The 12,882-nt window shown below is 54.2% G+C and carries 9 protein-coding genes; 2 read left to right on the top strand and 7 right to left on the bottom strand.

Annotation, left to right across the window (positions count from 1 at the left end):
- Positions 1-30: 30 nt before the first annotated feature.
- Positions 31-2,121, bottom strand: coding sequence for a DUF262 and DUF1524 domain-containing protein (locus GDJ93_RS02710; RefSeq protein ID WP_152067667.1), 2,091 nt, complete (start codon positions 2,119-2,121; stop codon positions 31-33).
- Between the two features lie 116 nt (positions 2,122-2,237).
- On the opposite strand from GDJ93_RS02710, the gene GDJ93_RS02705 reads away from it, so the two are divergent.
- On the top strand, positions 2,238-3,719 hold the full coding sequence (locus GDJ93_RS02705; protein ID WP_152067666.1) for a restriction endonuclease subunit S: 1,482 nt from the start codon (positions 2,238-2,240) through the stop codon (positions 3,717-3,719).
- On the opposite strand, the gene GDJ93_RS02700 is transcribed toward GDJ93_RS02705, so the two are convergent.
- The 5 genes from GDJ93_RS02700 to GDJ93_RS02680 all read right to left on the bottom strand — a co-directional run bounded on the left by GDJ93_RS02700 (position 3,709) and on the right by GDJ93_RS02680 (position 10,898).
- A complete protein-coding gene (locus GDJ93_RS02700; RefSeq protein WP_006235246.1) occupies positions 3,709-4,503 on the bottom strand; it encodes a tyrosine-type recombinase/integrase in 795 nt (264 codons plus the stop codon). The two genes, GDJ93_RS02705 and GDJ93_RS02700, sit on opposite strands and share 11 nt — an antisense overlap.
- Positions 4,504-4,536: 33 nt before the next feature.
- Positions 4,537-6,144: a restriction endonuclease subunit S gene (locus GDJ93_RS02695; protein WP_152067665.1), complete on the bottom strand. Its 1,608-nt coding sequence runs from the start codon at positions 6,142-6,144 to the stop codon at positions 4,537-4,539.
- Positions 6,145-7,623: a class I SAM-dependent DNA methyltransferase gene (locus GDJ93_RS02690; RefSeq protein WP_152067664.1), complete on the bottom strand. Its 1,479-nt coding sequence runs from the start codon at positions 7,621-7,623 to the stop codon at positions 6,145-6,147.
- A 19-nt stretch (positions 7,624-7,642) separates the two neighbouring features.
- Positions 7,643-9,973, bottom strand: coding sequence for an EcoAI/FtnUII family type I restriction enzme subunit R (gene hsdR / locus GDJ93_RS02685; protein ID WP_152067663.1), 2,331 nt, complete (start codon positions 9,971-9,973; stop codon positions 7,643-7,645).
- Positions 9,974-10,163: 190 nt separating this feature from the next.
- Positions 10,164-10,898: a 3'-5' exonuclease gene (locus GDJ93_RS02680; RefSeq protein ID WP_152067662.1), complete on the bottom strand. Its 735-nt coding sequence runs from the start codon at positions 10,896-10,898 to the stop codon at positions 10,164-10,166.
- Positions 10,899-11,156: 258 nt separating this feature from the next.
- On the opposite strand from GDJ93_RS02680, the gene GDJ93_RS10185 reads away from it, so the two are divergent.
- Positions 11,157-11,282, top strand: coding sequence for a hypothetical protein (locus tag GDJ93_RS10185; protein ID WP_262348828.1), 126 nt, complete (start codon positions 11,157-11,159; stop codon positions 11,280-11,282).
- 143 nt (positions 11,283-11,425) lie between these two features.
- Here the strand turns inward: GDJ93_RS10185 and GDJ93_RS02675 are convergent, their stop codons facing one another.
- Positions 11,426-12,079 carry an SIMPL domain-containing protein gene (locus GDJ93_RS02675; protein WP_055309379.1) on the bottom strand — a complete coding sequence of 218 codons (654 nt, stop codon included), beginning with the start codon at positions 12,077-12,079 and terminating at the stop codon, positions 11,426-11,428.
- Positions 12,080-12,882: the final 803 nt, after the last annotated feature.

Below are 12,882 nucleotides of genomic sequence, written 5' to 3'. Positions count from 1 at the left end.
GGGCCGGGAACTAGATTCCCGGCCTTCAACCTAGCACTGCTTTATAAGATCGAGTACCGCGGGAATGTCATCAGCATTCCGAAGGGCAACATAGGTTGGTAGGCCCGGGCCAAATCCACCCTGCGTGCGTTTGTCCTGGCATATGTCCTCTGGATCCGTTAGATCATCCACACTCTTTGCCAGGCCGACGGCAATCCAACCACCGTTGCTGGTCCTGCCTTCTAGCACGGCATGCAACTTTCGCTTGCCCGACCTGAAGCCTACATAGTACTTAGCTATGTAGGACTCCCACGAAGGGTTACCACTCAGAACGGACTCGCGCACCTCATCGAAAAGCTTCTGATTGAGCCCACCTTCGGCAAAGGTGGGGTGGTTCTCCTGCAGAGTCCAGACAGGAGCCTCGTCAGACTCCCCACGAGAAGGACGGTACTTGTCGACGACGTCTGCCGGAAGGTCGGGATACTTCCATATCTCGCACGCTTCTTTCGCCAGCTCGTCCGCGCGCTGCCCAATCTCTTCCTCACCCCATTTTTCATGCGAGACAATCGATTTGTTTAGGTAGAGCGGGCTGCACTTAAATCCGACGTCAGGCAGATTGAGCTTGTCCGAGAACGACCGGTTTGAGTACTCCTGGTTGTAGCCCGTCAGCGTAAGATTTCCCAAGTTGTTGCACAGCCTGTCGTGGACGTCTTCCCAGTTCTCACCAAGCGATTCCTTCCAGCCGTGCTCATCATCGATCGTCTGGGGCATGATGTGCTCGATCTGGTAATCGTCGGCTGAGATGGACTCCTTCGGGTGGTGCCAGTTCTCCATGCGTTCCAGGTAATAGCGCTTTTTAGAGAAGCGGTTGTAGCAGTCACGCGTCTTAAACTCCTCGACAAAATGCTCGTCTGTCGGAAAGTATGCGGTCATACCGCTGCTGTGGATAAGGAGCATCGCCGTAACGTACTCCTCGATATCGTCCTGCTGCTCGAGATTGCGATACATGCCGGCAAAGAAATTATTTAGACCCGTGGTAAGCCTGCCGCAAACCGCCCGCCTGAACAGGAACGACTCGATGGTCTCGCAGATACGGAGAAACGCATTGCGGTCTAGTCCATTCCCCTCGTAAACCGAATAAAGCAACATTAAGAGGGGCCTTATCTGCTTCACGTCGAGGCTTACGATTCTGCCGAACACTCGGCGCAGTCCGTCGTCCTTCTCCTTACCAAGGAACAGACTGGCGTATCTATGTGCATACCCGCGCAGCTCCTTAAGCAGACCCTCGGTGTCACCATCGTAGTCGTCGGCGAAATAGCGCTTAAACTCGTAGTAGGCCTCGTTCTCCTTCGGCATCCTATTGGGAACTTTAAGCCACAGCCAGTACCAGATAAATGCATTGAACTCTTCTTCGCCGCCTTTTCCGAACAAACACTCGAGCGGATGCCAGTAGCCCTCGTAAAGCTTGGTCTGCTCGTCGTTGGGAAGCGACATAAGAACGTAGTTGCGAATGAGGTCGATAGGCGTGAGCGGCTTGCCCTTGGAGTTCATGGACTCAAATATGAGCTGGGCATTGTCAACGCCAGCGGTGAGCTTAGTGTCGATGACCTGTACGCGGTTTAGCCCCGCCCAAAGCCTTGCAGGGTCGAATGATTTCCCGTGCATCTTCTCGCGGAAGAACGCATGGTTCTCGACGATCCGATCCGATTTTTCATCTGGCACGGGAGATCTAGATACGATGGAGAACAGCGTCTCTTTATCGTCCTGCGAGAGCACCAATTTGTAGCGCGCTAGACCGTTATAGTCGTCATCGTTAAAGAGGTAGTTCTTCCGCAGCGCTGAGATCTTGAGATCGCCAAGGAAGCCAGCCTTGTCGGGATTACTCTCCAGATAGTCAGCCAAGGCAGCAATCATCAACGAAAACGTCGCCAGACGCTGCTGTCCGTCAATCAGAAGCACTCGCGAGATACTCGTGGCAGAGCTCTCGGACTCGGGGATATAGAGCATCGACCCCACGAAGTGCGATGCGCCATCACGGCCAGCGCGCATGACGTCATCCCAAAGCACCTCGCACTCTTTCACACTCCACGAGTAAACTCGCTGGTACACGGGAATGACGAACTGCATCTTCGCCACGCCCATAAGGTCGAGTAGATTTGCCTCGGTTGCCCCCTTTCTTGTTTACGCCGCTTGCGGTCAGTCCCCCACTGAACGAAAGGCGCTAAAGACCAGAGCATCGAAGCGCTAGAGCAACCGGGATGCTCGTCTCACTAGATTTTACAACGCTTGTCGCGAATACAGTTGAAAGCCAATCCGGTTCCGATGGCTCCCCCTATGAGAAGAAGGTGGATGCCAAGGGTCGCGTGACTAGCGATAAGTGCATCGCGAACGAAGTGCCGTTTGAGGAGCTGCCCGAGGGGTGGGCTTGGGCAAGGCTGGAAACCGTATATAACTTCATTGATTACAGGGGTAAAACACCTCACAAATCACCTTCAGGTGTTCGACTAATGACTGCGAGCAACATTCGCCAAGGCTATATTGATTACACACGCGAGGAGTATATTTCAGAAGACGAATATGCAACACGCTTGTCTCGCGGAGAGACCCACCGTGGCGATTTGCTGTTTACAACCGAAGCCCCGATGGGGTATTGCGCGATATGCGAAATGAAACGTTGCAGCTGTGGACAGCGTGTCATTACCCTTCAGAATTACGGCACAGTTGGTCCAGACAATGCCCTATTCTGCCAAATAATTCTATCTCCACTGTTCCAAATTCAAGTTAAGGATCATGCCACGGGGACGACCGCAAAAGGAATCAAAGCAGCAGTGCTAAAAGAGCTATTTCTTCCGATTCCGCCTCTCGCCGAGCAGCGCCGCATCGTCGAGCGGGTGAACGAGCTCATGCCCCTGGTCGAGGAGTACGGTGAGCTCGAGGACGCCCGCGAGGAGCTCGACGCCGCGCTGCCCGGCCGCCTGCGCAAGTCGGTGCTGCAGCTGGCGGTTCAGGGAGGGCTCGTGCCGCAGGACCCCGCAGACGAGCCCGCCGGCGTTCTGCTGGAGCGCATCCGCGGGCAGCGCCGGCAGCTCGTGGCCGAGGGGGAGATGAAGGCCCCGAAGGGCGGTGAGTCGATCATCTTCGCCGGTTCCGATGGCCGCCGCTATGAGAAGAGGGTGGACGCCAGGGGCCGCGAGTCCGAGCCCGTCTGCATCGAGGACGAGATCCCGTTCGAGATACCCGAGAGCTGGGAGTGGCGTCGTTTAGGGTCTCTTGTCTTGAATCGCGGGCAGAAGAGGCCTGAGGCGCGTTTTGCCTATATCGACATCTCGTCGATTGACAATGTGAACCAAAAGCTCGGACAAGAAACTGTTATAAATGCAGCTGACGCGCCCTCACGAGCAAGAAAGCTAGTCGCAAAGAATGATGTGCTCTATGCGACCGTCCGCCCTTATTTGCATAATGCCTGTATCGTAGATAAGGATTTTAATATTAAGCCCATCGCAAGTACTGGGTTTGCTGTCCTTTCATGTCTTGACGGATTCCTTCCTAGTTTTCTTCTCTACTTTTTGGTTTCTCCTAGCTTTGACTCTTATGCAAATGCCAATGAGAACGCAAAGGGGGTTGCCTATCCGGCAATCAATGACAACAGGCTGTATCGCGCTCTAGTTCCTGTTCCCCCGGCCAGCGAGCAGAAACGAATTGTTTCTAGAGTCACCGAAGTATTTGCTCTTACCAATTGACTGCTTCATCAACCGCGGCGCGCTGTTCATCGGCAGTGCGCCGCAGATAGATTCGCGTTGTCTCAATGCTTTCGTGTCCCATAAGATCAGCAAGCAGTGAAATATCTGGGTTGCGGTTGATAAAGTTTTTTGCGAACAAGTGCCGAAATGAATGCGGGTATACGACGTCTTGGTCGACGCCATAGCGCAGTGCGGCACGCTTCAACCCTACGGATATGCCGCGCGAAGTAATCGCGTTGTCGTTTTTGCCTGGAAATAGAAGGCCATTCATTGGCTTGGCTTTCCATGTAAGACTTTCTTCACGCAAAGAGTCAGGTATCCAAATTCTCCTGAGCTTCTGGCCTTTTGAAACAATGTCCATATATCCAGCGGTAACGTGTTCTACTTTGAACTGTCTTAACTCACTTACTCTCGCACCCGTACAACCAAGAAAGCGAACGATGAAATACCAAAACCAATCACCGTCTTGCTTCAGGCCGCTGATTAACTGCATGTATTGTTCATTGCTGATGACATTGTCGAGAAACGGCTTCTGTTGAATTCGCACTCCTTTGAGTCGGATTCCATCGAAAGCGATGAAATCAAGGTAGGTGTTAATTGCGCCGATGCGGTTGTTAACCGTTTTCGGAGCGAATGAAGAAACCAGCCACTCTTTGTGCGCAAGAAGTGACTGGTTTGTTAGAGACTGAGTTTTATCGATAAGCTGGCATATTGCAAAGGAATAAGAATCAACAGTGTTTTCCGCATAACCCTTTTCCTGCAAGTATTGTACAAACATTCTCATGACATCTTCCTTTCGACGAGGTCATGAAAACAGTTAGACAAGTATTTTGAAAAGCCAGTCAACTTCATAAACGATGCGACGCTGCTCGGCGAGGGGCGGAACTGGGATTAGGTAGTTTCTGACCGTCTCCTGCGCAAGCTCTTTCTGCTTCGTGCTGCCGCTTGCCTGGTCTTCAATTTCAGACTGGACTGACGGCCCCGCGAAATAGGCGAAGGCAAACCGGTGATCAAGCCAATCTTCCCGCGTCCTGATCACCGTCACGTGGCTGTCGGCGACGGCCCAGCCGTATCTGTTTTTCGCCGAGTCATAGACCGCCATCCTGCCCAACGTGCCGAGGCCGGTCGAGTTCCAGAGAAGGTCACCATCCTTCAGAATCCGCTCATCCGCGTACTTGGATACGGTGGCTGGGTCGATGAACCTCGCCTTTTCCACGGAGAATCCGCTCCACTGGTTGCACTTTTGGGCGATCACGGGGTATTTCTCGACGGTCGAATACTTCGGCGACTTGCCCCTCTGGATGTAAGTGGTGACGCTCTCGAGCCTCGCCCACTCCCAGCTCTCGGGTATCTCGAACGGGATCTCGTCCTCGATGCAGACGGGCTCGGACTCGCGGCCCCTGGCGTCCACCCTCTTCTCATAGCGGCGGCCATCGGAACCGGCGAAGATGATCGACTCACCGCCCTTCGGGGCCTTCATCTCCCCCTCGGCCACGAGCTGCCGGCGCTGCCCGCGGATGCGCTCCAGCAGAACGCCGGCGGGCTCGTCTGCGGGGTCCTGCGGCACGAGCCCTCCCTGAACCGCCAGCTGCAGCACCGACTTGCGCAGGCGGCCGGGCAGCGCGGCGTCGAGCTCCTCGCGGGCGTCCTCGAGCTCACCGTACTCCTCGACCAGGGGCATGAGCTCGTTCACCCGCTCGACGATGCGGCGCTGCTCAGCCAGGGGCGGAACTGGGACCAGAATGACGTTCAATGACTTCTGATTAGTCTTTGGCATTTTGACACGCGTATCACCCTTAAGCGTCTCCTCAGTGAAGAAATTGCTGAGGAGAACCGTGAGGACATATTCAGGTTGCAGCTTGGTGTTGAGCGGATACATATCCGCACTACACAGCCCATCAAAAGGGGCGATAACCGCCTTTCGAAGAGCTGGACGAATCTTCGAATAGAGAATCTGTCCTGCAGAGAACAGGTGATTGGCGCTCTTAACCTCGTCGGCCTTAACACTATGACAGAACAAGAGCTTTCCGGTGCCTTTTTGGATGTTGTCAGGCGCGATATGAGGAAAGTCCTGATATTTCAACGGGTCGACCAAACGCGCTGCAATTCCAATGACTTCACTAAATCTCGCCCAGGCCCAGCTTTCCGGAATCCCAAACGGAACCTCGTCTGCGATGCACTTGTCGCTCAGAACGCGTCCCTTAGTGTCCACGTGTTTCTCATAGGGGGAGCCATCGGAACCGATATAGATAATGCTCTCCCCGCCCTTCGGGAATTTAGCCTTACCATCAGCAATAAGCTTATGCTTCTCTTCACGAATACGCTCAAGCAGGACGCTTGCAGGCTCATCACTCGGGTCTTGTGGAACGAGCTTTCCCTCAATCGCCATTTGCAGGATTGAGTTCTTCAGGTCTTTTGCCTTCATCTACGCCTCAATCCCAAGAATCTCGCAAATACGAGCAAGCTTCTGGTCAATCTCGGCATCGAGCTTAGCACGCTCTTCTTTGTAGTTCCTAATCAGCTCGTCGGGCGGCAAAATCTCTTCTTCCTCGTGAGGATAGCCACACAAATCAAGATTGAAGCCACCGTCTCGCAACTCATCGACCGTATAGAACTTTGCCTTCGGATTACCGTCTTCCTCGATATTTCGACGGTTCTCCCACCATTCCTTTACGGGTGCAAAATGCTCGAGCCTAATGGGCTTAGTCTTAGAAAAGTGCTTATAACCCTCGGGCATATCCATCCGATAGAACCAGACGCCCTCAGAAGCTCCGGTGTTATCGAAGAACAAAACGTTGGTGGTAATACTCGTGTAAGGAGCGAAAACGCTCTGCGGAAGGCGCAGAACAGTATGTAAGTTCATCTCCTCGAGCAGACGACGCTTAATCTCAGTTTTTGCATTGTCCTGGCCAAAGAGGAACCCGTCCGGAATGATAACGGCAGCGCGTCCGCCCCGTTTAAGGCGGTAAAGAATGAGACCAAGGAATAGATCGGCGGTCTCGGAGCTACGGAGCGCAACAGGGAAGTTGTTTTGCACCGAAGCGCTTTCAGATCCTCCATAGGGGGGATTCATAAGCACGACATCAAACTGGCCGTCTGGCCTGTGCCTCCACTCGCGGACATCCTTTTCAAGCGAGTTATCGTGAAAGACCTCAGGGTTATCGATATCGTGCAACAGCATGTTGGTCACACACAGCAGGTAAGGGAGCTGCTTCTTCTCGATACCGTAGACCGATCTTGCATAGAGCTCGCGATCGGCTGGAGTCTGCACCTGGGAGTCGAGAATCTTGAGGGCACTCGTCAAAAAGCCACCCGTGCCACACGCGAAGTCCGCCACAGTCTCACCGAGCCTGGGCGCAAGCGCCTGGGCCATAAAGTCAGTCACCGCTCGGGGCGTGTAAAACTCGCCGGCGTTACCTGCGGACTGCAAGTCTTTCAGGATGGTCTCGTAAATTTCACCGAATGCGTGACGCTCTTTATACTCGGTAAAGTCAACCGACTCGTCAATCTCGTTGATGACTTGACGAAGCAGAATGCCATCCTTCATGTAGTTGTTGGCGTCAGTAAAAGCAGCCTTGACGACAACGTGTCGCAAAGGCGCATCGGGCGCAAGCTCAAGACTCTCAAGAGTCTTGAATAGATCGTTGTTTACAAAATCGAGGAGCTCATCGCCGGTAAGCGCCTTGCCGTCCTTCGCATCATGTGCCCAGCTGTGCCAGCGTAGACGCTCGGGGATGATGGATTGATAGGAGTCATCGTGAAACTCCCACTCCTGCTCCTTGGCATCGTAGATCTTGAGGAAGAAAAGCCAGGTCATCTGCTCGATGCGCTGTGCATCGCCATTGATGCCGGCGTCTTTACGCATGATGTTCTGCAGGGTCTTTACAAGAGATCCCAGTGCCATTTGCTATCGTTACCTTTCTCTATGCGATGTAGAGCTCGTCCTCGAGCATCTGTGCTGCCTGAATGTACTGTTGTTTGCCGCCGAATGCGGCAACGATCTTCATCGGGCTGCCAAACCGACGGAACTCCTCGAGATCGAGAACATGGGTATCGTCCAAGTCTACGAGGTTCGACGTCGCATATTTGTCGAGAAGTGCCTCAAGGACCTCGCGCGCGACGCCGGCATACTCATAAAGCACGCCCTTCTTCTTGACGCTATTGGCTCTCTCGCTGCGCGTCAGGGGCCTCTGGTCGTAAGCAATATGGCAAATGAGGTCAAAGTCGCTCATTTGCTCTTGTCCAGTCTCAAGCCGCAGCTCATCCAGAAATACGCCATGAGCGCGCAGCTCATCGATAATCGCCTGCTTCTTATGTTCAGAGTTCCACGCCGCTAGGAAGTGGTCAAGAGTGTCGTATTCGCCAAGGATGTTTTTTCTCGTATAGTCCTTAAGGCCCTCAGTTACAAGAAGGCCATCGGAGGAGTAATACTGCACCATCTCCGACACTACATAGACATCGGCCCCATGAACGTGATATTTCACATGGGAGGACGGATCGTCCGGCGGTAATACGGGTGGGTCTACGATCGGAGGCGAAGGCGAGACGGGGCCGCCGCCATTGCCACCGGAATCCGGGTTCGCAATGGGGTCATCCGGATTGGGCTCAAACACAACAACAGGCTCGCCATCGAACTCGGGATCAGCGAACAAGCGAGACGCATCGCGAAAATCGAGGATAGTGAAGTAGAGCTTGCCATAGTCCTCGCAAATACGGGTGCCGCGACCAATAATCTGTTTGAACTCCGTCATTCCGTGCTCACCGAACTTGTTGTCGAGCACGACTACCTTACACGTCTTGCAATTAACGCCAGTGGTGAGAAGCTTCGAAGTCGTAACGATGGTCGGGTATTTCTCGTCGGGGTCGATGAAGTTATCTAGCTGAGCCTTACCTTCCCTGTCGTCACCCGTAATCTTCATGATGTAGGTGGGGTGATCTCTTACGATATCGGCGTTCTCGTTTACAAGGGCGCGTCGCATGTTTTCGGCATGCTCGATGTCAACGCAAAAGACAATAGTCTTGGAGTATCGGTCTGTCTCCTTGAGAAATTGAGTTATTCGCTTGGCAACTTCCTCGTAGCGCTCCTTGATGACAATCTCGCTGTCGAAGTCTTGCTTCTCGAGAACACGTTTGGGCAGAGCTTCGCCGCGATCATCTACGGTGCCTTCCTCAGTACGATATCCGTAAACGTCAACGTTCAGCTTAGGGCGAATAACCTTATACGGAGCAAGAAAGCCATCCTCGATTCCCTGTTTAAGGGAGTAGGTGTAAACAGGTTCGCCGAAGTAGGTAATGTTTGAAACCTCTTCAGTCTCCTTTGGCGTGGCCGTCATTCCGATTTGAATTGCGCAATTGAAATACTCGAGCACCTTACGCCATGCGGAGTCCGCCGCGGCGCTTCCGCGATGGCACTCATCGACGATAATCAAATCGAAGAATTCCGAGTCGAACTCGCGGAATATTTCCTCACCGTTTTCACCAACAAGCTGTTGGTAGAGCGAGAAATAGACCTCGTAAGCAGAATCGAGCTTTCGACCTACGACCTTGGTTGTAACCCTCTTGAGAGGCTTGAAATCGCCGTCTATGGTCTGGTCGACGAGAATATTGCGGTCCGCCAGATAGAGAACCTTACGAACCTCGGTAGTCTGTCGCAAGCGATGAACGATTTGAAAAGCCGTAAAAGTCTTTCCCGTTCCCGTTGCCATAACGAGCAAGATGCGATTCTTGCCTCGTGCAATAGCTTCAAGCGTACGATTGATGGCGATGCACTGATAGTAGCGAGGGTGATTGCCACCGTGCTCCTGGTAATACGGAGCGGTCACAATCTCCTGGCTATACGGATGCTCAAGCCCCTTAGCTTTTGAGTATCGTGTCCAGAGTTCCGCCGGAGCGGGAAACTCGTCCATGGTAAAAGCGCGCTCTTTCCCGGAAAGAAAATCGTGTTCAACAAAACCCTTTCCGTTTGAGCTGTACGCAAACGGAATATCGAGCAGCTGAGCATATCCCATCCCCTGTTGGAGACCGGCATCAACGGTGTGCTCCGTATCCTTGGCCTCGACGATTGCGATAGGGATGCCCGGAGCATACATCAGAAGGTAGTCAGCCTTCTTCTTGTCTTTACGGGTGACCATGCTTCCGCGCACAACGATCTCGCCACTGGTAAAGAAATACTCAGTGAAGACTTGGGTATTACGATCCCACGACTTCATAATCGCAGGATCAATGAGTTTAAGCCGTGTGTCAGACTCGTTCATACGTCTCGGAACTCCTCGTTGCGCAAGACGGCAACTGTTGGTGTTGAACTGATTAATTTTATCATCACCATGCAATCTAGCAGCCGCTTTATACGAAATGAGGCGAAGCAAAGTCAGCGCCGCAAGAAAGCTCCAAAGAAAACAAAAGAGCCCCGGCGAATCGAGTCAGAGGTCATTCCCGGAGCCCCGCCTACCTTCCCTCCGCTTTCAACTTCAGCAGCAGATCGCTCAGCTCGGGGCACTTGCTGGAAAGGCGCGTCTGAGCTCGCTCGCCCATCCCCCATCGTTGGCGTATCTCCTGGGCGCGCGGGCTCACGCGGTAGTTCCCGTCCATCATCTGCTTGAGCAGCTTGGCGGTCACATGAGCATCGGCAAGGGCGCTGTGGGCGTGACCCGTCGACTCGTCGAACTCGATGCCAAACCACGTCGCCGCGTCACTCAAAGAGACGCGCCCATGGCTGCCCACGTCCATGATTGAGGTGTAAAACGCCTGCAGGTCGGCCCAGTCCGTAGGAAATGCGGCATAGTCGATGTGCTTTGCCTGGCACTCGGTCAAAAGCTGTCGACGATCCGTCCCGCTCCAGCAAACTATCTGGGCGGAGTAGCGACCGATCCAATCGTTGAGCCTTTTCATCACCACGTAGAGAGGATCAGCCATGGCGGTATCCACGGCCGATATCCCCGTGAGCTCGCGGACGGGATACGCAACGCCTTCGGCATATTCCGTCTGCACAAACTGCGAGAACTCGCCCATCACGTTGCCGTGGTAATCGAGCTTAACAGCGCCGACCTCGATAATCTCGTTGCGCAGTCCGCGGCGCTGGCGCTGCTTTGGCACCGGCGCAAACTCAAAATCCAGCACAATTTGGCGCGCAAAGTTCGTCGTATCGATAGCCGAGATACACGGCGTCTTTTCAGCTGACACGGTTACGGCCTCTCTCCGTCAACTGCCGCTTGCTACATAGGTGGCTACATTGCCGTAAGGATAGGCGCCCGTGCGGACATGAAATCGCACAGCACGGCTTTCCGGCATCCTTGCGTAAAGCCACACTTTGAGAGAATCATGTCACTGTTATTAACGAACATATATTCGTATTTATAGCAGTACTTTGATAGAATTGCAGTTGTTGACGGCAGTTCCATGTGCCGGGCAGCGCCCTCCATGCGACGGGAGGTGATGCCCATGACCGATCTGACTGATTTCGTGAAGCTCCTGACCGCTTTGGTCTCGCTCCTCACGGCGCTTATCGGACTTACCGAGGCACTCAAGCAGTGTACGAAGCAGAAAAAGAGGGGTCGACGCCTCTAAGGCATTGACCCCTTAATCGAAGTAACGGCGCTGCCCAGCATTCCACCACTTGGGCTGCCGTCGACTTTATTTTACCCACGGGCGCCAGGTTTAACAAATGGAATTTCGGTTACGAAGTCCGGGGCTCGCCCGGGCTCGCCCCTCTACTCCAGCCACCATTCCACATCCACGGAGCACTCGACCTCGATAGGCTCTGGCTCCAGCACCGTCACCTTGGAATCAGCCGATCCCGCAGGAGCTCCGAGCGCAAAATCGGCCGCACTTGCATAGCAAAGCCGATCCATGCTGCCAAGCTGACTGTTGTAGGAGATATGCTTGACGCCATCCAGCTTAGAACCCGATGCCGCCGCAAGCGCCTGCGCATTGTTGCGGGCTCGCTTGACGACGCGGGCGATGAGGGCATCCTCGGCAGCACGCCGGTCGGCTAGATCAAAACCTACGCTCATGTCGGCGCGCGAACCGCAGGTGTTAAGAGCCGTCCATATAGCGGCGACATCGACGGCGTCAATCGACGCGGCGATTGTGCCGTAGGCATGGTAGCTATAGCCAGTGATCGTCGCCTTTCTGCGTGTCGTTCGCGCGTAGCAGGCGTAACCGCGACACGTTAGCTCGTCATCCAAACCAAAGGGCACCAATGCCGCAGCGACCTTAACGCGATCGGCGTTGTAGTCGTTCAGGCACGCCTCCTTGGTATCGAAGCTTCCCCCAAAGCAGATGCTAAACACGACGCGATCGGGCATCACCTCGTCCTCGATCTCGGCGCCAACGCTCACGAACCCAGTTTTATCCATCGACATGGCATCCGTCCTTTCCACGAATGGCTACGTTGCGGTAAGCGTAGCCGCCCGTGCGGACACAAAAGCGGGATGCAGTGCCATGCACCAGGCACGCGCCACGCAGACAGCCCCAAAAGAGTCGCCCGCCTATTCGAATGTGTGAAAAAGATTGAGGCCCGATGACTTGAATCAGAGGTCATCCCGGGCCCATCAGAGCTCACAGAGCTCTTGGTTGCTTTGGCCTCGCTCTTCATGGCGCTTATCGAACTATCCGAGGCACTCAAGCAGCATTCGAAGCATAACAAGTCGCTGCCATTAAGGCATTGACCTCTTGACCAAGCAACGGCGCTGCCCAGCTCTTCACCACTTGGGCTGCCGTCGACTTTATTCTATCCGCGAGCATCTGGTTTACCAAATGGATTTTCGGTAAAGGAAGCCCGACGCCCCGCAAAACCACTACGCCCCAAGTGCCGCCGTGGGGATCACCGCCACGCCGTCGTCGCGTGTGTAGGCGATGCTCCCCTTGCCCACCACAATCGCCAAAAACGCCGGCGCGGTATTCTAAGACGCGCTTTCCACTTGAAGCCATGTCGATTCTGGGACACAGTTTCCGCTTGAAGCCCTTCCGGAAAGCACGTCCCATTCCGAGGCTTGAATCCGGGACGTAGTTTCCACTTGAGCTCCTGACGGGAAAGCAGGGACCTCGGACAAAATCTCGGACCCAATCTGGGTCCAGGAGGGAGTCCGATGTATACGAAAGAGGAGCGCGAGGGGATTCTCTGGGAGTTCCACCGGAGCGGCCTGTCCGCCCCCGCCGCCTGTAG

It is taken from the genome of Collinsella aerofaciens, from assembly GCF_902501475.1.
Taxonomy (GTDB): Bacteria; Actinomycetota; Coriobacteriia; order Coriobacteriales; family Coriobacteriaceae; genus Collinsella; species Collinsella aerofaciens_AL.
The sequence above is the reverse complement of the archived record's forward strand: the minus strand, read 5'-3'. Positions and strand labels throughout refer to the sequence as shown.